Genomic DNA, 21,983 nt, shown 5'->3' on the forward strand with positions numbered 1-21,983 from the left:
ATGTTTGTGGTACTGGCATTTATATTATGGGGGTTAACACCTTTATATTATCAATATTTATCAGGGGGAAATCTCGCACAAATATTGATATACCGGGTGTTCTGGTCAATTCCATTATTACTGGCAGTAAGATTGTTATTTCGGCAGCGAACGCGATTTCATGATGCCTGGAAAGATAAAAAATCTTTTTTCTTCTGCATGATCGCCGGACTTTTGATGATTGTCTCATGGTCATCTTTTATTTATGCGCTAACCCATCATCTGGTACTTGATGCCAGCCTCGGCTATTTTATCAACCCGCTATTTGTTATTGCGCTGGGATGCATTTTTCTTAAAGAAAAACTGTCGTTGTTTCAGGCCATCGCCGTTTTTTCTGGTGTCTGTGGCCTGACTTTTCAAATTATCATGCTACGGCATTTCCCGGCGCTGGCGCTAACCATGGGATTATCATTTGCGCTATATGGCCTGGCGCGAAAGTTTATACATTATGATGTGATGACATCGATAACGATTGAAACATTATGGGCATTGCCTGTCTCACTATTAATCTTTCTCTTTAGCGATAGCGGACCAATTATATCCGCTAATACTCCTTTCTTTTTGTATGTCATGACGGCGCCAGTGACGATCATTCCACTGGTATTATTTGCCATCGCGTTAAATCACACCTCGTTGATTGTCACCGGACTGGCGCAATATATAGAGCCGTCTTTACAGTTCTTACTTGCCATTATGATATTTGGCGAGCACATTAATTACGCGGAACTGCTCTGCTTTTGTGCAGTATGGTTCGGGTTGTTTCTATGCATATCTGAAAATTTATATTCCCATTATCTCCGCGCCCGTCTGAAACCGGTGTTCGGCAGGGTACAGCGCTTCTTTCGCTAACAAAGGGCGCAGGGCCGGATACGCGTCTGCGTGACACTCCGCCCCGTCCTTTTATTCTTGTCGCGCCGCTTTAGCCATGATCTTCTTCAGCGCATGGGAAACGGCGACAAAACCGAACGTTGCCGTCACCATCGTCGCCGCGCCGAAGCCAGAGGCGCAATCCATCCGTTTTGGCCCTTCTGCGGTAGCTTTCATCGCGCATACGGAACCGTCCGCCTGTGGGTAAACCAGCGCTTCGGTGGAAAAAACACAGTCCACGCCCAGCTTACCTTTACTGTTCTTCACTACGCCAAAATTATGTTTCAATCTCTCACGCAGTTTTGCCGCCAGCGGATCCTGGATGGTTTTCGCCAAATCAGCGACCTGGATTTGCGTCGGATCGATCTGCCCGCCCGCGCCGCCAGTGGTCACTAAAGGAACCTTATATCGGCGACAGTACGCAATCAGCGCGGCTTTTGGACGAACGCTGTCAATGGCGTCAATGACATAGGTAAAACCCGCGCTCATATAACCCGCCACATTATCCGGCGTGATGAAATCATCGATAACCGTTACCCGGCACTCCGGGTTAATTTGCCGAATCCGTTCGGCCATCACTTCCGCTTTCGCCAACCCGACGTTATCACGCAACGCATGGATCTGACGGTTCGTATTGGTCACGCAGACATCGTCCATATCAATCAGCGTAATCGCGCCGATGCCCGTACGCGCCAGCGCCTCTGCCGCCCATGATCCCACCCCGCCGATTCCTACGACGCAGATATGCGCCTCAGCAAACCGCTGCAGCGCTTTTTCACCGTACAGACGCGCGGTGCCGCCAAAGCGTTGGCGCCAGGCATCACTTATCACCACTGACATATGACCTCAGAATAAAAAAAGGTGAGGTTATTCCTCACCCCTGCTCACTATTTTCAGGCCCGATAGCGATCGCGTTATCGGGCAATCCGGTTGTCGCAGAATACCACAATCAGCCGCTAAACACGTTACCGGCGCCCGGCGCGCTTTTTAACACCCAGACGCGACCATAGTGATTATACCATCCGGCACGATGCCCGGCATCCGGGCCAATTCCCTGGTAAATATCAAAGTGCTGGCCTTTAATCGCTCCGCCGACATCCAGTGCGACCATCAAACGTAGCTCATACTGACCGCTAAATTTACCGTTGTTATCCAGCAACGGTACTTCCGCCAACAAGGTCGTGCCAGGCGGAATGATGCTGCGGTCGGAGGCGACGGATGCTCGCCCAATCAGCGGTACAGCGCTGGCGCCTTTGACCGGCGCAAAAGATTGCGGCTTAAAGAAGACGAACGACGGGTTCTGCTCCAGTAATTCACGCACTTCCGCTTCGCTGTGCTTCTCTCCCCATTCGCGTATAGCCTGCATCGACATATCTTCTTTTTTCACTTCACCGCGATCGATAAGCACTTTACCAATACTGCGATAAGGCCAGCCGTTTTTACCGGCATAACTAAAGAAGTTCAGCGGACTACCATCACCGAAATCAATATAACCGCTGCCCTGGACATCCATAATAAAGTTATCCATCAGCGAATTACTCCAGGCCAGGATGTACTTATCGCTCAGCGCGCCTGCGTAGATCTGAGCGCGGGACGGTAAGCGTCCGCGTTTTGGCGGCATACTATAGATAGGATACTGGAACGCGCCCTGGCGCGTATGGCGAGCCTGAACGACGGGCGTATAGTAGCCCGTGAACTGGACGTTACCGTAGTTGTCGGTGCCTTCCATCTGCCAGGCATCGATACCAAACTGACGCATAGTGCGCGTATCGCCTCCGGAACGTAACCAGTTCTGGACAGCGTTATAGACGTTGCTTTGATTGGTGTATAAACGCGGCGACGCGGAACGGATCTGGTTGACCTGCTCGGCAAAGTCTCCAGCATTAATCGGCGCGCCCACTGCGTCCGGCTGGTTTACCAGGGAGAAGGGCTGGGTAAATTTCCCGTCCTTATATTGCTGACCGCGATCGGTCGGTTTTGATGAACAGGCAGCCAGCATTGCCAGCATTACGCCTGTCGCCACATATTTTGCCCAACGTCCTTTCATGGTGTCTCGTCTTCTGCGTAATCGAAAGTGCCCGGTGAAGATAACAAACCGTCCGAAGTAATGAAATGCGATCGCGATCTCATTATGTAAATTCGTTTAAAAATCGCGCTATCTGCGGTGTATTTGCGCAATTCATGAGAAATTAGCGATTTATATGAAAAAAGGGTTGCAACAAAAGCTCAGCGGAGTATAGTGCGCATCCACGGACGCGGGGTGGAGCAGCCTGGTAGCTCGTCGGGCTCATAACCCGAAGGTCGTCGGTTCAAATCCGGCCCCCGCAACCAATTACAATGAGAATGCAAGTTTAGACGGACGCGGGGTGGAGCAGCCTGGTAGCTCGTCGGGCTCATAACCCGAAGGTCGTCGGTTCAAATCCGGCCCCCGCAACCAACTTAATGAACACCCTTACGGGTGTTTTTTTGTATCTGTCGTCTGGTCCGCAACGACAGTGCGGGCAGCATCCTACTTACCCGCGCAATAAACTCGCCGTCATCTCAGGTTAACTTCTTCTCGCCAGCGTCGCCCCATCGGCAAAATACGCTTTAATGCCCGCCAGAATCGACTCTGCGACCTGTTGCTGGAACGTCGCGGTCTTGAGCTTGCGTTCTTCTTCAATGTTACTGATAAACGCCGTCTCGACCAGAATAGACGGAATATCGGGCGCCTTTAACACCGCAAACCCCGCCTGCTCGACCTTGTTTTTATGCAGGTCATTAATTTTACCAAGCTGCTTCAACACCGCTTTACCGAATTTCAAACTATCGGCAATGGTCAGCGATTGCACCATATCGAACATCGTATGGTCGACATAACGGTCACCGCTTTTGCTCACGCCGCCAATTAAGTCCGAGGCGTTCTGCGTTTGCGCCAGATATTTCGCCGCGGTACTGGTGGCGCCTTTGGTCGATAGTGCGAATACGGATGAACCGCTAGGCTGCCGGCTGGTGAAGGCATCCGCATGAATAGAGACAAACAGGTCGGCGCGCTGTTTCTGCGCTTTCGCCACCCGGACTTTTAACGGAATGAAGATGTCTTCATTGCGCGTCATATAGACCTTCATGTTGCCTTCTTTTTCGATCAACGCGCGCAGGCGGCGGGCTATCTGGAGCACCACGTCTTTTTCACGCGTTTTGTATTTGCCTATCGCGCCGGGGTCTTCGCCGCCGTGTCCCGGATCAAGCATAATAACAATGGGGCGGTCGCGCCCCGCTTTACCGGGCTGCGGCCCGCTTTGCGAAGGCGGCACCTGTTTATCCAGATCGCCTTTATTGTAGTCTTCCAGCAGCGCCAGCAGCGGATCCTGCATATCCTGCGCATTGGCAGGATAAAGATCCATCACCAGACGTTCTTTAAAGCCTGCCACAGGCGCCAGCGCAAATAGCTGCGGCTTCACGTTTTGTTTTAGCTCAAAGACCATACGCACAGTCTTAGGATCAAACTGCCCTACCCTTGCGGATTTGATATACGGATCGTCGCTGCGAATCTGCGCGCCAATGCCTTTAAGCACCGAGTTCAGATTCACATCCTCAATATCTACCACCACGCGGTCCGGGTTACTTAAGGCAAATTGTTTATATTTCAGCAGACGATTCGACTCTACCGTGACGCGGGTATAGCTGGACGCAGGCCAGATACGCACCGCAACGACCTGGCTTACGGCAGCCAGCCCGACCTGGCTCACGCTTAATAGCCACATGGCGCCCGCGCCTTGTAGTAAACGGCGACGGCTGATTGCTGAATTGGCTCCCGACATGCTTCTCCCGAGCAAAAACTAAATAGAGATCATACAAAGTTCATCCAAATTGACCGGAAACTTTAGCGAATGACGCATAATCTGTCATCTATAAAAGGGTAAACATTCTTTTTATATTCACGGCATTACTAAGAAAAGCGATCGGACCGCATAAAATTTACGCTTGCACAGAGGGCAAAAACAGAATAAAAATACACTAATTTCGAATAATAATTCACTAGTGGGGCGCGCAATGATAAAGGAACGTAAAACCGAACTGGTAGAAGGGTTTCGCCATTCAGTTCCCTATATCAACACCCATCGCGGAAAAACCTTTGTCATTATGCTCGGCGGCGAAGCCATTGAGCATGACAATTTTTCCAGCATCGTTAGCGATATCGGGCTACTGCATAGCCTCGGTATTCGCCTTGTCGTGGTGTATGGCGCGCGACCACAAATCGACGCCAATCTGGCCGCGCATCATCATGAACCGATTTACCACAAAAACACGCGGGTGACGGACGCCAAAGCACTGGAGCTGGTGAAACAGGCCGCCGGTTTACTCCAGCTTGATATTACCGCCCGTCTGTCGATGAGTCTGAACAATACGCCGTTGCAGGGCGCGCACATTAATGTCGTCAGCGGCAATTTCACCATTGCGCAGCCGCTGGGCGTTGATGATGGCGTGGACTACTGTCACAGCGGCCGTATCCGGCGCATTGATGAAGATGCGATCAACCGCCAGCTGGATAACGGCGCGATCGTTCTGATGGGGCCGGTCGCCGTCTCAGTGACCGGCGAAAGTTTTAATCTGACCTCAGAAGAGATTGCCACTCAACTCGCCGTTAAACTGAAAGCGGAAAAAATGATCGGTTTCTGTTCTTCTCAGGGCGTTACCAATAGCGAGGGCGGCATCATTTCTGAACTCTTCCCGAATGAAGCGCAGGCACGGGTGGAAGAGTTGGAAGCGCAGGGCGATTACAACTCCGGAACCGTACGTTTTTTGCGCGGCGCGGTAAAAGCCTGTCGTAGCGGCGTTCGTCGTTGCCATCTGATCAGCTATCAGGAAGATGGCTCGCTATTACAGGAACTGTTCTCGCGTGATGGTATCGGTACGCAGATCGTCATGGAGAGCGCCGAGCAGATCCGCCGCGCCACCATCAACGATATTGGCGGTATTCTGGAGCTTATCCGCCCACTGGAACAGCAGGGCATTCTGGTACGCCGTTCCCGTGAACAACTGGAGATGGAGATCGATAAATTTACCATTATTCAGCGCGATAATATGACTATCGCCTGCGCGGCGCTGTATCCTTTTGTGGAAGAGAAAATAGGCGAAATGGCCTGCGTTGCGGTGCATCCGGATTATCGCAGCTCATCGCGTGGAGAAGTGCTTCTGGAGCGGGTTGCCGCCCAGGCGCGGCAAATGGGGCTGAGTAAATTGTTTGTGCTGACGACGCGCAGTATTCACTGGTTCCAGGAGCGCGGTTTCACGCCTGTCGATATTGAGTTACTGCCTGAGAGCAAGAAAAAAATGTATAACTATCAGCGACGTTCAAAGGTGCTGATGGCGGATTTAGGATAACGAGGGGGGCCTGATAGCGCTGCGCTTATCAGGCCTACGCTCGAAAGCATCATTTGGAGGCCGGATAAGACGCTACGCGTCGCCATCCGGCGAGAACTCGTCTTATTCGGTACGACTGACTTCATCAAATAAGGTGGCTAACCCGCTGCGCCGTTCCGTTCGCGTCACAATCGCGCCTGCCAGGATCCGTTCATCGGCATACAGCGATAATCGCCGCCGCGCCCGCGTAACCGCGGTATACACCAGCTCCCGCGTCACGACCGGCGAACGTTGGCTGGGTAAAATCAGCGCGGCGTGATCAAATTCAGACCCCTGTGATTTATGTACCGTCATCGCCCAGGTTGTATCATGTTCCGGCAGACGGCTGGGCTGAACGGACTTGATGGTGCCGTCCGGCATCACAAACCAGACGCGTAACCCCTGTCCGCGATCGAGCGCAATACCAATATCGCCGTTAAATAGCCCCAACGCGCTATCGTTGCGCGCAATCATTACCGGACGCCCTTCATACCAGCGAGAGTGCGGATGCCGCTGAATTTTTCGTTGCTGCACCATCGCCTGCTCAATGCGGTCATTCAGTCCCCTCACGCCAAATGGGCCTTCACGCAGCGCGCAAAGCAGTTGATACTCATTGAAAGCCTGCAGGATTGCCTCCGGCGTCGCTTTCTCATGCAGCAACCGCAGGTAGCGCCCATAGCCCGCCAGCGCTTCATCCAGCATCCCGGCATAATCGTCGCTGCTTTGCAATGTACGCTTCTCTATATCGCTAAACCCCTGCTGAAAAACAGCCTGGATTGCCGACCTGTCGCCGCAGTTAATCGCCGCCGCCAGCTTGCCGATGCCAGAATCGCTGCCGAAACGGTAGCTCTTTTGCAACAAACAGAGGCTATCGCGTAAAGACGCGGCTTGCGTTCCGGCCCCCGCCGGAATGGCGCTCCCTGTTAGTCGACTTAGCTGTCGGGCGCGTTCCGCCGTAAACCCTGCGTTGACATAGGCGCAAATATCGCCCAACACAGCGCCCGCCTCAACGGATGCCAACTGATCGCGATCGCCAAGAAAAATGACCCGCCCGTGCGGCGGCAGAGCGTCAATCAAACGTGACATCATCGGCAAATCAATCATTGATGCCTCATCGACCACCAGCACGTCCAGATGCAGCGGGTTGCCCGCATGATGGCGTAATCGCTGACTGCCGGGCTGTGCGCCCAGCAGTCGGTGCAGCGTACTGGCGTCCTCCGGTATACGCTTTTTCTGCGCATCGGTAAGAGGAAGCTGACGCAACGCCGCGCCGAGCGACTCCGTCAGGCGTGCGGCCGCTTTCCCGGTCGGCGCTGCCAGCCGGATACGGCAACGTTCGCCATCCGCCATTTGAATTAATGCCGCCAGCAGCTTCGCGACGGTGGTGGTTTTACCGGTGCCGGGACCGCCTGAAATCACGGAGATACGGCGAGTTAGCGCTACGGCGGCGGCCACCTTTTGCCAGTTCACCTCGTCTGTCGGAGGGAATAGCGCGTCCAGAATACGGGATAACTGATCTTCATCTACGGCGATGGCCTGGTTAACCTCGTTAAAAAAGCGCGCAACCGTACGCTCGTTGCACCACATGCGATTCAGGTAGAGGCGATCGCCGCACAGAATTAACGGCGCGGGGCTATCGCCGCAGCTAACCGCCGCAGACGCCAGTAACCGCTTTTTCCAGTCGATTGGCGTAGCCGTTTCGCTTATCCAGGCGACCAGTAAGGGATGCGCCTCCTCCGTTAACGTTAAACGCGACAACGGCAGACACACGTGACCTTCACCTGCGTCATGACTAAGCAGCGCTGCCGCCAGCGTCACGGCGGGATCGTCGTTACCGGCGACGGTTAAAGCAAACTGGGCATCAATGGGCCGTAAGAGTTTTTGTTCAACGGCCTCCAGCAACCGCTCCTGGATTGTCATTGCGCCTCCTCACTCATTTCACCTGCAAACATATCATCCAGTTGGTTAATTAACGCCGCCGCAGGACGAGTGGTAAAAATACCCTGCTGCGGACGTTCGCTATCCACCCCGCGTAAAAAGAGATAGATGACGCCGCCGAAATGGCGTTCATAGTCGTAATTCGCCATTCGATGACGAAGGTAACGGTGCAATGCCAGCGTATAAAGCTGGTACTGCAAATCATAGCGATGCGCCTGCATCGCCGCAGCCATCGCCGTCTGGGTATAAGCGGCGCTATCCTCGCCCAGCCAGTTAGATTTATAGTCGAGCAGGTAATAGCGCCCCTCATAACGGAACACCAGGTCGATAAAGCCCTTTAACATGCCGCGAACCTGCATGAAATCCAGCGCAGGGCAACCTGCTGAAAGCGGGTCGTATCGACGAATCAACGCATCCAGCTCTCCGGCGATAAGCGGCTGGGCAATCGGCAGATAAAACTCCATTTCGACCTGTTTTTCACGCTCGGTCAGCACGCTCAGACTAACGCCCGTCTCGTTAAGGGGAACGTGTAACACGGTGTCCAGCCAGCGGGTAAGTACGGGCTCCCATCGCGTTTCAAAACCACTCAGCTCCAGTTTTTCCTGTACCCATTGGGGGTCTATCGGTTGAGTAAAATCAAGCTCTTCAAACAGGCTGTGCAAAAATGTTCCCGGCGATGCCCCGCGAGGAAAGTGATGCGGCGTCATTGCCGGCGCTTCCGCCGCTTCGCCAACGCCTGCGGCGTCAATGTCGAGACGAGGAATAAGATCTTGCGCCACGCTATGTCCCCGCTGCTGCAAACCGGAATAACTGGTGACGCGCCAGCTATCATAAAGCAGACGTTGCAGCGTTCTGGCGCTGAGTTCCGCGTGCGATGCAGCGGCAATTTGCCAGCGGTCGTTATCCGTGTTGCCTGGCGTTCGACACACGATATCCTCGTCGCATAGCGCCTCAATACAGGCGCGAAGGCCTGCGGCATCCATCGGTTCGCCTTTTTGCAGGAGTCGCCCAAGCGCGCTTTGGTGCACATCCGTCTCGCCTTTCTTATCGCTGCGACGCCGTACCAGCGGCGCGACGCCGAGGCTGCAATGCCACACTGCACGGGTCAGCGCGACATAAAGTAGGCGCAGGTCTTCCGCCAGGCGTTCGGCTTCCGCCAGTGCTATGCTCTCTTCGGCGTGACTAAGGTCCAGCACCGCCTCGTAGGAGTGCCTGTCGTGATAAAAAGCCTGGTCCTGCACGCGGAAATGGGTGATAAAAGGTAACCAGACCAGCGGGTATTCCAGACCTTTCGATTTATGAATGGTGACGATTTGCACCAGATGCTTATCGCTTTCCAGACGTAGTTGCTGGCTGGAAGCATTGCTATCGGGTTCAAGAATATGTTGCGCCAGCCAACGCACCAGCGCATGTTCGCTTTCCAGCTGCGAACCGGCTTCCTGTAACAGCTCGCTAATATGCAAAATATCCGTCAGCCGACGTTCGCCTCCCGCCGTCGCCAGCAGGTTTTCAGCAATATTGCGCGCCGACATTAGCGCGCGCAGCATAGGCATCACGCCGCGTTTATGCCAAATCTGTCGGTAGCCATCAAACTCTTCAACAACCGCATCCCACGCATTTTCATCATTGTTAAGCGTTTCGATATCCAGCGCGGTAAGGCCCATCATTGATGTCGCCAGAGCGCTACGCAGCGTATTCTCACGTTCGGGCGCCATCACCGCCTGCAACACCCACAGCATTTCCTGCGCTTCGAGCGTTTCGAATACGCTGTCGCGGTTAGAAAGATAGACGGAGGGGATCGCCAGTAAGGTCAGCGCATCCCGTATCAGCGCGGCTTCCCGCCTGCTGCGCACCAGCACGCTGATATCCGAGGCGCGAACGGGCCGCGACGAATCGCCGTTCGTCAGCAGCGCGTCGCCCGTTTGCCCGGCACGCAGCCAGTCGCGAATTTGCGTGGCGCACACCTGCGCCATATAACTTTGATAATCGCCCGAACCGCAGCTTTCCCCCTCCATTAGCCACAGGGTCATCGCCGGTTGAGGCGCGTCATTCACTTTAAATTGCAGCGACTGGTTTCTGGGCGCAAACTTTACCGGGCTGAAGGGAATATCGCGGAACATAAAGGCGTCGTTCATCTGACTGAACAGCTTGTTAACGCTATTCACCATCCCCGGCGCGGAGCGCCAGTTAGTGTCAAGCGTATAGTGCGCGCTCACTTCGCTGCGAGCCTTCATGTAGGTGAAGATATCCGCGCCACGAAACGCATAAATCGCCTGTTTAGGATCGCCAATCAGCAATAGCGCCGTATCGGGTTGATGTCGCCAGATACGGCGAAAAATACGGTACTGTTGTGGGTCGGTATCCTGAAATTCATCGATCATCGCCACCGGGAAACGGGTACGAATCGCCGCAGCCAGCGCCTCGCCGCTTTCACTACGCAGCGCGGTATCTAAACGGCTGAGCATATCGTCAAACCCCAGCTCACCGCGCCGGCGTTTTTCCTGAGCCACCGTTTCACGGATCTCTGAGAGCGCTCGGGTAAGAACCAGATCTTTAATCGATAGCGGTTCGCCCAACAGGTTATCAATGGCGACAAACAATGGGTGCTGGGGCGTCACGCCGCCAGCTTTGGTGCGCTCAGCTAAAAAACGCTGTGAAAATTTTCCCAACGCCTCAGGTAATTGATAATTTTTAGTCTCTTCTTGCGCCCACGCGGTGATCTTTTCGATCCATTTCGCCTGATTGCCGCGGTTGAACTTTCTGCGATCGATGCCGGATGATTCGATCAGCGCGTCCAGCTCGCTAACCGCCTCACACCACTGCTGCTTCACCTGGTTGATACGCGCCAGGATCTGTTCATGACGCGATGCCAGCGTCTCCTCCTGCGATGGCGGCGCTTTAATGACCGGCGCTTCGCCCTGCAGATAACGATCGATATCCTTTAAGAGCGCCTTCGGCCCCTTCCACACGTCAAACACCACCTGCGCGATGTCGCGCGGCAGCGGATAGCAATGACGCCGCCAGAAATCGGCGCAGGCCTGATAACGCAACAAAGATTCGTCTTCAATAAGCTGTTGCTCAAACAACATACCGGATTCGAAAGCGTTCAGGCTGAGCATACGCTGGCAAAAACCGTGGATGGTAAAGACCGCGGCCTCGTCCATTTGTCGTTCCGCCAGTAATAACCACTGCGCGGCCTGCTTTTTGTCGCTAATTTCTTCCAGCAAGCGGGCATACAGCGGATTATCCGTGCTTTCCCGCAGACAGGCGATGCGCAACTCATGGATATTACTGCGGATTCGCCCACGCAGCTCTTCAGTGGCGGCCTCCGTAAAGGTTACCACCAGCAGTTCTTCAACGGTCAACGGACGGGGAAATGCGGCACTGCCGCCTAAACCGAGCAATAACCGCAGATACAGCGCCGCGATAGTAAACGTTTTGCCTGTGCCCGCTGATGCTTCAATCAGACGCTCGCCTGTCAGGGGCAAGCGTAGAGGATCAAGAGTCTCGGCGACATCATTCATTCTTTTCGCTCATTAGAGGTAACGTTTGCTGCAATGCGCTGACGTTATCCCACACTTTCCAGCCTGTCGGATGCACGTATTCTGCTTTTCCATTCTGGCTACCAGCAATCTGTGACAATATTGCCATACCTTGTGGTTCCACCACCGCCTGGTGGAAGAAGTCGGCAAGCTTTTGTGGCGTCAGCAATTTTATCTGAGCGATGATTTTATCACGCGAGTCAAAGCGCATATTACCCCGATCGAAATCCTTGCTTAAACGGGATGCTTCTTCGCCCAACGTTTGCGGCGCCTGGCGCATTTGCGTAATGATCGCCTGCTGAATTTGGGCGAACTCTTCCGGCTTCATCGCCCTCAGCTTCGCCTCGGCGTCAGGGAAAAATGCCTGATAGCGTTGCCACAGGTAAGAGGGCTGTTTATCGTTGCTCTGTAGCAGGAATCCCATTCCCCACTGACGGCCAACGCTCATCGGAAAGGCGAAAACGGCGTATCCCAGTTGCTCTTCGGTTCGTAGCTGATTGTAAAACCACGGTTGAACAATCTGACCTAACATCGCGCTGTAGGCGGCGCTGACGTACTCGTCGTAGCCGACCGGGACAAAGACCGCGGCTAACGCGGAGTCGGTGCTACTGCCCGCTTTTTCAAATATTACGGACTGCTTTTTCTCAACCACTACGTCTTTGTTGCGACACCACGCCGATCCGTTCGCCGCGAGCTGTTTTTGAACATCTTGCGCCAGAGAGGTCGCCTGGGCTTCGCTCATATTCCCTATAACCAGAAATTCCGGACGAGCGCCCGTTTTTAACGCATTACGATAGGCCATCACCTCTTTCAACGTAATGGACGGCAGCAAAGCGCGACGTTCATCACGGGAAAAATAAGGCACCTGCGAAATCATCTGCACCGGCATAATCGCCTGTTCGTAGGCTTTTCCCTTCTCCGCAGAATCCATCATCTGCGTATACCAGGATTTCGCCTGCGCCAGCTGTTCCTCCGTGGCGTCGTAGCTAAAATATCCTTCCAGCAACGCCAGGAAAAGCTGCGGCAAACGCTGGGTATAACCGTTCGCAGTGACCATCAGACCATTGTTGGCGTTAGTGGAAAAGCTAATGCCGCCCACTGCCGCCTGGTTGCTGAGCTGATCGAGCGCCATTCCCGCCAGATAATCATTAAGGGCGAACAGTACCTGATTGCGGGCGCTGTCCATCGCCTGCGGGTTACGCAATACCACGCTCACGTCAGCTTTTGGCTCGCTGGCGAAATAACGACTCGGCGCATAAACCACGCGCAAATCCGCTTTATCGACAATCAGTTCTGGCCGCACGTAGTTTTTGTCATTCTTAACAAGCGTAAAATCATCAGGAATATAGGGGTTTAACTCCGGCAGCGACAACGCAATGCCCTGTGCTTTTTGCTGCCAGTTTTTAAACGTCTGTTCGCTAATCTTATCGACCTGATAAGGCGCATCCACAAAATACGCCGTCTTATTATGGGGTTCCTGGGGACTGATGTACCAGATGCGCGCATTCTGCGGCGTCATCATCGCCAGGCGATTTTTGATAGCGGCAGGATCGTAACGATCGGCGATATTCGCCGCATCCAGCGTATGCGCTACCGGGACGCGGATCATAGTGTCCGCCAGCCATTCGACATAGTCCATATCGCGGGTAATCGACGGATAGCGGAAGTCGAGATCCAGCACATGCGCCAGCTCGTCAAAGTAACGTTTATCTATCCCTTTTTCACGTAACATATTGAGATAGCTGAAAATAGCCGCGACGACTTCATCACGATTGGCCAAACCTTTATCGGTCAGCGTTGCCGAAATGGCAAATACGCCGCTGTTACCATTAACAATCGGATCGGAATCCGCGCTAATACCTTCGACCAGTCCTTGTTTTTGCAGCCAGTCAGAGAGCGTCCCTGGGCTACGATTGCCAATCAGATAAGAGACCAGTTCATCGGTCTTGCTGCGGAACTGCGCGCTATTGTTATCAATACGAAACTCCACGCGCAGCACTTTACGCGGTAGTGCCGGCACGTAATGAATAATGATGCCCTTCTGCGCCTCGGTGATGACAGGTACGGTAATTTCCGGTTTTTTAATCTGTTTATTCGGCACGCGACCATAGGTTGCGGCGGCAATACTCGCCAGTTCCGGCAAGGGTTTATTACTGTAAATCACCGCCTTCATCAGATTAGATGAATAGTATTTTTCATGAAAAGCGATCAACGCCTGTTGCACCGGATTGCCCGGCTTATCGCTTAGCGTTTCCAGATTGCCGCCAGAAAAGTGCGAGCCTGGATGCGCCGGGTTAATGGTTTCGGCGCTTACCTGCGCCATACGCATACCGTCGCGGGTGCGCGCCATCGTCAGCTCGGCATTCACCGCGTTTCGTTCGCGTTCGGCATACTTTTTATCGAGCAATGGCGCGGCAATGGCGTCGGCCAGGCGATCTACGGCGCCTGGAAGCGCGTCGTTTTCAACCTCCAGGTAGAAGGCTGTTCGATAAGGCGCGGTGCTGGCGTTGTGGCTACCGCCATGTCTTTTAAGGTATTCGGCAAGGCTATCCGCCTGCGGATATTTTTTTGACCCCATCAGGCACATATGCTCAAGATAATGAGCAAGCCCCTGATGAGCCTCAGGATCTTCAAGCGATCCAACGGGTACCACTAACGCTGAAAGCGACTTTACAGCCTGCGGATCGGATACCAGCAACACCACCATGTCATTATCAAGACGTATCGCCTGATACTGCCGGGTATCTTTATCGCTTTTACGGATAGTTTCTTGCAGCGGTTGCCAACCGATATCCGCCTGAACTGCAGGCCCCCAGAGGGCGACCAATAACAATAACGCTTTGAACCAGGTGCTGCGGGGCATTCACGGACCTCATCATTAACTTTCATTCCCACTCATCTGTATGGTCACGTAAACCATCGACCTGAGCAGAACGGGATATTATTGTGCTGAACCAGGCAGCATCTTTTTATCAGTAATCAGTCCGTGACGAAGAGCGCATCATAGTCGAAGCCTTTTAATTGCGCGATTTCCATACAATCAACGAGACTGATTAAAACGAAACAGCGGTAACAGGTAATGTCGGGACTGCGCAATGATAGCCTGCAACGTTTCAGATTCCAGCTGACGCCAAAGACGTTGATACCAGATATCTTCGCCTTCGCCGCTCACCATCATGTTGCCTTCATAAGCCTGTAAAAACTTTGTCCTGGCCTTCTGTAAGGTATCATCGTCGTCTAACATGACATCATTTTCAGCGTCATAACAGGCTTTTATCCATGCGCCGCCGCTTTCCGGCAGTACCAATAGCGGAGAAGACATGCCTTCCCGGTAGCCTTCAATCAGTTGCGCCAGGTAAGCCATTGCCTGCGTTTTATCAAGTGGCGGAAATCGCCACTCTCCCTCTTTGCGCAAAAACAGGCGACTTTCGCCACTCCCGCCGCTGGCACAATAGACAAGGTGTTCCAGCCAAAGTTGCACACCTTGCGCAACGCTGATTAAAGCGGGACGCCAGCGCAATAATCCATCCTCCTGTACCTGCGGTAGCCAGCCGGTTAGCTGAACGCCATTGCAAAGCAGATCCACTTCCAGGCTTTGGCTCGGCTTACGACAGGCGATAACCCGGCTTGCCAGTTGCTGCATCTCCTGACATTGCGCATCCCAGAATATTTCGCCAAACGCGCCGTAAGGCAACTCTCCCGCAGCCCGGAAACGGCGGAACAAGCGTTCGGCGTCGTCCTCTTCAACCAGCGTATTGAGCAACTGTTGGTTAAGTTGATATCGCGTCAATCCCTCTAATTCAAACGGTTCCGCATCAGGAATCTCACTCTCTTCCGAGCGGAAATTAACCTGAAGCCGCATCTGAAAAAATGCGCGTACCGGATGGGCCCAAAAACGCTGCAGACTTTCCAGAGTCAATGTTTCCGGCATCGTAAAAGGAAGCGGCTGCACAAAGTCAGAATGCGCTTTTCCCGATTGACTCGCCGCGGGCAACCACTCTCTGGCATAACTTTGCTGTTCGCCGGGTTGGTAATTTTGCGCATCAAAAGGCATACGGGTATGCAGACGCGTAATATGCGCTTTGACTCGTGCTTCGCTCTCATCACAGGTCAGCGTTTCGTCGCCCGGCAAATAGTGGCTTTGTCCGATGTAATCCACCAATTCTTGCACCAGTACAGAGGGAAAGCGTTCGCTATTATCCTGGATGGAGCGACCGATGTAGCTGATATACAGCGTCTGCTGCGCCGAGATTAACGCTTCCAGAAACAGGTAGCGGTCATCGTCGCGACGGCTACGATCCCCGCGCATGGGTTTTTGGCTCATCAGGTCAAAGCCCAACGGCGCAAGCTGGCGCGGGTATACGCCGTCGTTCATTCCCAGCAGGCAAACGACTCTAAACGGAATGGAACGCATCGGCATCAGCGTACAAATATTGATGGGGCCCGCCAGGAAGCGCTGGCTAATACGTTCCTGATCCAGACGCTGCGCCAGTTCATCCCGCAGTAGCGAAATCGGTACCGCGTCGCCATATTCCGCCGCGACGCCTTCGGCGATAATGGCCTGCCACTGCTGTTCAATCAATGTCATTGCCGCTTCCGTGTCCGCATCGGGCAGGAAGAAATCATTGAGCATATCGCGACAAACGGGCAACCACTCTTCCAGCGGTCGCTCCTGCGCCAGACCGCGCCGCCAGATATTAAGCTGCATCAGCAGCGAAGCCAGATGCCCGACCAGCTCAGCAATCAGACCGCTGGATTCGTCATAAGGCAGAACCGACTGCCACTCGCCCTGGGCGCTTTCCATCGCATACCCCAGCAGCATACGCGTCAGGCCAAATTGCCACGTATGCTGCCCCGTGGCAGGAAGTTCCAGCTCGCGTACGTTGTCATCGTCAATTCCCCAGCGAATGCCTGACTCATTGACCCACAAGCGCAAATAACGCAACCCTTCTTCGTTGATCGTAAAGCGGGCAGCCAATACCGGTACGTCTAACAACGCCAGAACATCCTCGGAGACAAAGCGGCTGTCCGGTAACGAAAGTAGGCTGATAAATGCCTGTAACACCGGATGTGACTGACGCGCCCGCCGATCGGAAATGGCATAAGGCAGATAGCGCTCCGTTGGCGCGCTACCAAACACCGCCTGGATAAACGGGCTATAGCTGTCAATATCAGCCACCATAACGATAATGTCGCGCGGCGTTAGTGTCGGATCGGCTTCCAGCATCGCCAGCAGGCGATCGTGCAGTATTTCCACCTCGCGCTGCGGGCTGTGACAAACGTGAAAAGAGAGGCTGTTATCCTCGGGATCGAGCAGACGCTTATTGTCGCTGCGCGAATACTCCTCAAGATTTACGCCCGCCACCGCATGGCTTTCCAGTTCAAGGATATCCGCCTGAATCCGATGCAAAAGATTATCTGGCGTAATATCAACAAACGCATCCAGCTCCTGGCTGTTTTCCAGTTCAGATAGCAGGTAGATATAATCCCGCCCCAGTTTTCCCCATGAGGCCAGTAGCGGATTACCGATATCCTGTTCACCGTCGCTGTTAAATAAGGCTTCCGGATTCTGATTTTCACGGAACAGCGGTAAATGACGGTCTTCAAAAGTGTGACGACGCTGGCGAGCCATGAGTTTTGCCAGCCAGGCTGGGTCTTTAATATCCCCCCAGTAATACCGACACGGATTAGTAAAAAGGAGATGGATTTCAATATGTTTACCCAGCGCCTGCAATGCTCTGAGATACACTGGCGGTAACGCGGAAATGCCGCAAATAAAAACGCGGGACGGCAACCCTGGCGGGCAGGCGGTCGCGCTCTCCAGCGTTTGAATAAAGCGTTGGTAGAGATTGGCGCGATGCCAGCGCGGCTGCCCCAGCGCGGCGGTATATTCCACCAATGCTTTCCACAGCGGCGCCTGCCAGTTTTGCGCCTCCCCCAGACCTTCCACGGTTTTTCCTGCTTCCCACTGCGTAAGCCAGTCAGGCCGATAAACCAGATACTGATCGAACAGGTCGGCGGCGCGCGCGGAAAGCTGAAAGAGTTTGCGTTTATCGGTGTCGTCGGTCAGATAATGGCGCAGCAGTACAAACTCATCCTTATCCAGCAACTGCGGCAGCAAGGTCATCAGTTTCCAGCTCATGCTTTGTTTGCTGAAAGCGCTTTCTTTGGGGATATCCGGCAACACGCGGACAAACATCTCCCAGATAAAACTCGCCGGTAACGGAAAAGCGATATTCGCCGCAATACCAAACTTTTGTGAAAGGGTCATCTGCAGCCACTGCGCCATACCCGTGCTTTGTACCAGAATCATTTCTGGTTCAAAGGGATCATCCAGCCGCTCGCGTTCGACGATGAATTCCATCAACGCTTCCAGCACATCCAGACGATTGGAGTGGTAGACCCTTAACATAATTACTCCTGACGATTAACGATTTGGACAATGCAAGCGCGTCATTTGCCCCTGCCTGCCAGAGGGTGAAACCATCGTGACGCTGATGCTGACACATCCCGATTGCGTTGTCTGCATCCGGTTGGCCTTCCAGCCTTCAGCAGGCGAAAATGGATACAGCGCCGTTTGCTGCCACGCCTGCCGCCAGATCTGAAGATACTGGTGTCGTAATGCAAAACTGTGCATTAATACCCGCTGATAGCCTGACAGCGCGGTGACGATCATTACCATTAGAACCATCGCCACTAAAACTTCCGGGAGGCTAAACCCGCGTTGTAAATTCAGGGGATGCGACATAACGCCACCTCTTTTAACGGACAAAAATCGCTCCAGCCGTGGGGAGAAAAGACAATGCTTCCCTGAATGACGTTGCCCAAACGCCATAACGTCATGCCATCATCTTGCGCCGCCATCACCACCTCATCCCCCGATAATCTCCGCAAACAGACCCTCGCTCCTGAAGGGGAATAGCGCCGACATTCCATTTCGGTTACGCCTGACCATAGCTGCCCCCGCCCCCATTCCAGCGCCGACTGTACGAGCGCCTGGCGTTGTATCGCCATGCTCTGCGTCGTCACGCGGGCGGCATAGCTGGCCTGCTGCTGATTTACGCCTTGCAGTAGCAGACTACCCAGAATCAGTATTAAAAGCGCCAGTATTAGCGAAGAAGCGCCACGTTCCCGATTCACAGATTAAATCCCGTTACGCTGTATTGCGCGTCAATAACCGTCTGAGGCTCGGCTTTGCTGGCGCCGCGCAGATGCAGCATGAGCACTGGCGAGAATCCCGTTATATCCCGGCGCTCAACGGTAAACGCCGTGATGAGTACCGTATTGGGATCGGTCATTTTTTCCCATCCCTTCCCCTGGCAAGATGTTGCTCCGCGTAATGTCTCCAGAACGTTATCCTTCATACGGAACCCGGTCTGGTCGGCCTCTTTCGCCGGTATGGTATCCCAGACCCCGTTATTATTCCCGTCCCACTGAACGATGACGCATTGCCCCTGTTCGGCAAGATGTAACCCTTCGCCAATGCAGTGGCCATGACAGTAACCCGCACGTTGAAGATGCTTCGCTACGGTATAGGTTCGCTGCCAGATTTCATCTTCCAGCGATAACTGTCGCGTGTTGTGCCAGATCTCACGCTGTAGCGCCGGTAAAAATCGTGCGGACCCAAGCAGTAAAATGGAACCTATCGCCATCGCCAGCACAACCTCCAGTAGCGAGAACCCCCGCGTGGTTATTGACACGTGGCGGCCTCGTTACGCTCGCATAGCCTGATTCGCCCCCAGGAAGAGACGACCAGACGCCACTCTCCGGCAGCGTTTTTCAGTACGATGTGCCCTGCCCATGCCGTATTGCGCAGGCCAAAGAAGGCTAACGACGGCGTGATATCGGCAAGGACGACATCACGCCAGTCGGGCGTAAACACAAAGGGGGAAGATGGCGTACACGATGTTTGCGTAGCAACAGAGCTGACAAAGCACCATGAACCGCCTTCGCTGACCACGCGAAGAATGTGATCGCGGTTATGCCAGTGAGCGTCCTCACGAAGTTGCAGCAGGTAATCCCGCACCTGACATGCGGTTTGCCACAGGCGCTGTTGCTGCTGCCAGCGTTGCCAGCCATAAAGTCCTGTGGCGCTGAGAATGATAATGAGCGACATCGCGACCACCGTTTCAATGAGCGTATAGCCCTGTTGTTTTTTCATGTCGGCAGTATGGCGGGCGGAAGAAAAATAACGAGCGCCAAATACAGATTGTTCGGCGCGTTACGGAAAAAAGTTCATGTCTTGCAGCGCGTTGCAAAATTTCAGGAATGCGCGCCGAAGATTGAGACGAAGGGTAAAAAAAACCGACGCGCGATGACGTCGGTTATGGCAGGATCGTCAGCGCTTAGATAGCGACCGGCGCTTTAATACCGGGGTGCGGATCATAGCCTTCAATTTCGAAATCATCGAACCGGTAGTCAAAAAGCGAATCGGGTTTACGCTTAATGACCAATTTCGGCAGCGCGCGCGGTTCACGGCTTAATTGCAGGTGCGTCTGCTCCATATGGTTGCTGTACAGGTGCGTGTCGCCGCCGGTCCAGACAAAATCGCCGACGTCCAGGTCGCACTGTTGCGCCATCATATGCACCAGTAACGCGTAGCTGGCAATGTTGAATGGCAGACCGAGGAACACATCGCAGGAGCGCTGATAAAGCTGACAGGAGAGTTTTCCATCTGCGACATAAAACTGGAAAAAGGCGTGACACGGCGCCAGCGCCATCTTATCCAGCTCGCCGACGTTCCACGCAGAAACGATAATACGACGAGAGTCCGGGTCGTTTTTAAGCTGGCTTAAGACCGTGGCGATCTGATCGATATGGCGGCCATCCGGTGTTGGCCATGCACGCCACTGCTTACCATAAACCGGGCCTAAATCGCCGTTCTCATCGGCCCATTCGTCCCAGATGGTGACATTATTTTCGTGCAGGTAAGCGATGTTGGTATCGCCCTGCAAAAACCATAGCAGTTCGTGAATAATTGAACGTAAATGGCAGCGTTTCGTCGTCACCAGAGGAAAGCCTTCCTGCAGGTTAAAACGCATCTGATGGCCAAAAATGGAAAGCGTGCCGGTGCCGGTACGGTCGTTTTTCTGTGTGCCTTCATCCAGCACTTTTTGCATCAGTTCTAAATACTGTTTCATGGTTCCTCAGGAAACGTGTTGCTGCGGGCGGCGGCGATATGCCCAAACCATCATGATCGCGCCTGCGATAATCATCGGGATAGAGAGAATCTGCCCCATGCTGATGTACTGTACCCACGCGCCGGTAAATTGCGCGTCCGGCTGGCGGAAGAATTCAACAATGATACGAAACGCGCCATAGCCAATCAGGAATAATCCGGAGACTGCGCCCATCGGACGCGGTTTGCGAATAAAGAGATTAAGGATGATAAACAGCACCACGCCTTCTAATGCCAGTTCATACAACTGGGAAGGGTGGCGCGGCAATACGCCGTAGGTATCAAAAATAGGCTGCCATTGCGGATGTGACGGCAGCAGCGCAATATCTTCCGCGCGTGAGCCAGGAAAGAGCATGGCAAACCGGAAGTCAGGATCGACGCGCCCCCACAATTCACCGTTGATAAAGTTGCCCAGACGCCCGGCGCCCAGGCCGAACGGAATTAACGGCGCAATAAAATCAGACACCTGAAAGAACGAGCGCTTCGTGCGCCTGGCGAAGATAATCATCACCAGTATCACGCCGATAAGCCCGCCGTGGAAGGACATGCCGCCGTCCCAGACGCGGAATAAATAGAGCGGGTTATCCAGAAACAGAGGGAAGTTATAAAACAGGACATAGCCAATACGTCCCCCCAGGAAGACCCCCAGGAAACCTGCATAGAGTAAATTTTCAACTTCGTTTTTGGTCCAACCGCTTCCCGGACGGTTAGCGCGACGCACCGCCAACCACATCGCGAAAACGAACCCCACCAGATACATCAAGCCATACCAGTGAAGCGCGACGGGCCCAATTGAGAAAATGACCGGATCAAAGTCCGGAAAATGCAGATAGCTACTGGTCATCTGTCACCACAATTTCTTGTTATTTCGCTGAAGAGATAGCGATTGATAAGCGCGCCTGCGCGTTGCAGACGCTCCAAAGGTGCGAATAATAGCACAAGGGTTAAAAGCGAGATGCCGATTACCGTTAAAAGATATGTATACGCATTGTCTTTCATCTTGCAGGCGTGTTGTCTGCGCCGTGAATCCACAGTCA

General features: G+C 53.6%; 15 protein-coding genes and 2 tRNA genes. 4 read left to right on the forward strand and 13 right to left on the reverse strand.

Translation table 11 applies throughout. The features are described 5' to 3' along the window. On the forward strand, positions 1-888 hold the full coding sequence (rarD, locus tag ACH0WD_RS04120) for an EamA family transporter RarD (RefSeq protein ID WP_077248417.1): 888 nt from the start codon (positions 1-3) through the stop codon (positions 886-888). A gap of 51 nt (positions 889-939) precedes the next feature. Here the strand turns inward: rarD and tcdA are convergent, their stop codons facing one another. Further along, positions 940-1,746 (reverse strand): tRNA cyclic N6-threonylcarbamoyladenosine(37) synthase TcdA, encoded by an 807-nt coding sequence (gene tcdA / locus ACH0WD_RS04125; RefSeq protein WP_000117750.1) that lies wholly within the window; start codon positions 1,744-1,746, stop codon positions 940-942. A 109-nt stretch (positions 1,747-1,855) separates the two neighbouring features. Next, positions 1,856-2,953, reverse strand: coding sequence for a murein transglycosylase A (gene mltA / locus ACH0WD_RS04130; RefSeq protein WP_000678626.1), 1,098 nt, complete (start codon positions 2,951-2,953; stop codon positions 1,856-1,858). A gap of 207 nt (positions 2,954-3,160) precedes the next feature. Between mltA and ACH0WD_RS04135 the strand changes: the two genes are divergently transcribed. Continuing rightward, positions 3,161-3,237 (forward strand) — tRNA-Met (locus ACH0WD_RS04135). A gap of 29 nt (positions 3,238-3,266) precedes the next feature. Beyond that, positions 3,267-3,343, forward strand: a tRNA-Met gene (locus ACH0WD_RS04140). A 109-nt stretch (positions 3,344-3,452) separates the two neighbouring features. Here ACH0WD_RS04140 and amiC read toward each other — a convergent pair. Beyond that, positions 3,453-4,706 carry an N-acetylmuramoyl-L-alanine amidase AmiC gene (gene amiC / locus ACH0WD_RS04145; protein WP_000011919.1) on the reverse strand — a complete coding sequence of 418 codons (1,254 nt, stop codon included), beginning with the start codon at positions 4,704-4,706 and terminating at the stop codon, positions 3,453-3,455. 232 nt (positions 4,707-4,938) lie between these two features. On the opposite strand from amiC, the gene argA reads away from it, so the two are divergent. Beyond that, a complete protein-coding gene (gene argA / locus ACH0WD_RS04150; RefSeq protein WP_000588965.1) occupies positions 4,939-6,270 on the forward strand; it encodes an amino-acid N-acetyltransferase in 1,332 nt (443 codons plus the stop codon). A 102-nt stretch (positions 6,271-6,372) separates the two neighbouring features. Here the strand turns inward: argA and recD are convergent, their stop codons facing one another. The 10 genes from recD to lgt all read right to left on the reverse strand — a co-directional run bounded on the left by recD (position 6,373) and on the right by lgt (position 21,790). Then, positions 6,373-8,208 carry an exodeoxyribonuclease V subunit alpha gene (gene recD, locus ACH0WD_RS04155; RefSeq protein ID WP_000155136.1) on the reverse strand — a complete coding sequence of 612 codons (1,836 nt, stop codon included), beginning with the start codon at positions 8,206-8,208 and terminating at the stop codon, positions 6,373-6,375. Continuing rightward, a complete protein-coding gene (recB, locus tag ACH0WD_RS04160) occupies positions 8,205-11,750 on the reverse strand; it encodes an exodeoxyribonuclease V subunit beta (protein ID WP_001000531.1) in 3,546 nt (1,181 codons plus the stop codon). Before recB ends, recD begins: the two co-directional genes overlap by 4 nt. After that, positions 11,743-14,631: a pitrilysin gene (gene ptrA / locus ACH0WD_RS04165; RefSeq protein WP_001138238.1), complete on the reverse strand. Its 2,889-nt coding sequence runs from the start codon at positions 14,629-14,631 to the stop codon at positions 11,743-11,745. The genes recB and ptrA overlap by 8 nt, the downstream gene beginning before the upstream one ends. Before the next feature lie 177 nt (positions 14,632-14,808). Further along, positions 14,809-18,180, reverse strand: a complete 3,372-nt coding sequence (gene recC / locus ACH0WD_RS04170) for an exodeoxyribonuclease V subunit gamma (RefSeq protein WP_000946835.1) — start codon at positions 18,178-18,180, stop codon at positions 14,809-14,811. Between the two features lie 15 nt (positions 18,181-18,195). Further along, positions 18,196-18,516: a prepilin-type N-terminal cleavage/methylation domain-containing protein gene (locus ACH0WD_RS04175; RefSeq protein ID WP_000019294.1), complete on the reverse strand. Its 321-nt coding sequence runs from the start codon at positions 18,514-18,516 to the stop codon at positions 18,196-18,198. Beyond that, positions 18,501-18,908, reverse strand: coding sequence for a DUF2509 family protein (locus tag ACH0WD_RS04180; RefSeq protein ID WP_001078535.1), 408 nt, complete (start codon positions 18,906-18,908; stop codon positions 18,501-18,503). Before ACH0WD_RS04180 ends, ACH0WD_RS04175 begins: the two co-directional genes overlap by 16 nt. Continuing rightward, a complete protein-coding gene (locus ACH0WD_RS04185) occupies positions 18,905-19,468 on the reverse strand; it encodes a prepilin peptidase-dependent protein (RefSeq protein WP_000029150.1) in 564 nt (187 codons plus the stop codon). The genes ACH0WD_RS04180 and ACH0WD_RS04185 overlap by 4 nt, the downstream gene beginning before the upstream one ends. Then, on the reverse strand, positions 19,459-19,929 hold the full coding sequence (locus ACH0WD_RS04190) for a prepilin peptidase-dependent protein (RefSeq protein WP_000744668.1): 471 nt from the start codon (positions 19,927-19,929) through the stop codon (positions 19,459-19,461). Before ACH0WD_RS04190 ends, ACH0WD_RS04185 begins: the two co-directional genes overlap by 10 nt. Before the next feature lie 184 nt (positions 19,930-20,113). Continuing rightward, positions 20,114-20,908: a thymidylate synthase gene (gene thyA, locus ACH0WD_RS04195; protein ID WP_000816247.1), complete on the reverse strand. Its 795-nt coding sequence runs from the start codon at positions 20,906-20,908 to the stop codon at positions 20,114-20,116. A 6-nt stretch (positions 20,909-20,914) separates the two neighbouring features. Next, positions 20,915-21,790, reverse strand: a complete 876-nt coding sequence (gene lgt, locus ACH0WD_RS04200) for a prolipoprotein diacylglyceryl transferase (RefSeq protein WP_000204645.1) — start codon at positions 21,788-21,790, stop codon at positions 20,915-20,917. Between the last annotated feature and the right edge of the window lie 193 nt (positions 21,791-21,983).

The organism is Salmonella sp. 2020_1395 (genome assembly GCF_043848115.1).
GTDB classification, from domain to species: domain Bacteria; phylum Pseudomonadota; class Gammaproteobacteria; order Enterobacterales; family Enterobacteriaceae; genus Salmonella; species Salmonella enterica.

Bases quoted from the DNA above. Each gene is read 5' to 3' on its own strand.
- tcdA (WP_000117750.1), bottom strand. From the start codon at position 1,746: ATGTCAGTGGTGATAAGTGATGCCTGGCGCCAACGCTTTGGCGGCACC.
- recD (WP_000155136.1), bottom strand. From the start codon at position 8,208: ATGACAATCCAGGAGCGGTTGCTGGAGGCCGTTGAACAAAAACTCTTA.
- ptrA (WP_001138238.1), bottom strand. From the start codon at position 14,631: ATGCCCCGCAGCACCTGGTTCAAAGCGTTATTGTTATTGGTCGCCCTC.
- ACH0WD_RS04190 (WP_000744668.1), bottom strand. From the start codon at position 19,929: ATGAAAAAACAACAGGGCTATACGCTCATTGAAACGGTGGTCGCGATG.
- mltA (WP_000678626.1), bottom strand. From the start codon at position 2,953: ATGAAAGGACGTTGGGCAAAATATGTGGCGACAGGCGTAATGCTGGCA.
- argA (WP_000588965.1), top strand. From the start codon at position 4,939: ATGATAAAGGAACGTAAAACCGAACTGGTAGAAGGGTTTCGCCATTCA.
- rarD (WP_077248417.1), top strand. From the start codon at position 1: ATGTTTGTGGTACTGGCATTTATATTATGGGGGTTAACACCTTTATAT.
- lgt (WP_000204645.1), bottom strand. From the start codon at position 21,790: ATGACCAGTAGCTATCTGCATTTTCCGGACTTTGATCCGGTCATTTTC.
- recB (WP_001000531.1), bottom strand. From the start codon at position 11,750: ATGAATGATGTCGCCGAGACTCTTGATCCTCTACGCTTGCCCCTGACA.
- thyA (WP_000816247.1), bottom strand. From the start codon at position 20,908: ATGAAACAGTATTTAGAACTGATGCAAAAAGTGCTGGATGAAGGCACA.
- ACH0WD_RS04175 (WP_000019294.1), bottom strand. From the start codon at position 18,516: ATGTCGCATCCCCTGAATTTACAACGCGGGTTTAGCCTCCCGGAAGTT.
- recC (WP_000946835.1), bottom strand. From the start codon at position 18,180: ATGTTAAGGGTCTACCACTCCAATCGTCTGGATGTGCTGGAAGCGTTG.
- amiC (WP_000011919.1), bottom strand. From the start codon at position 4,706: ATGTCGGGAGCCAATTCAGCAATCAGCCGTCGCCGTTTACTACAAGGC.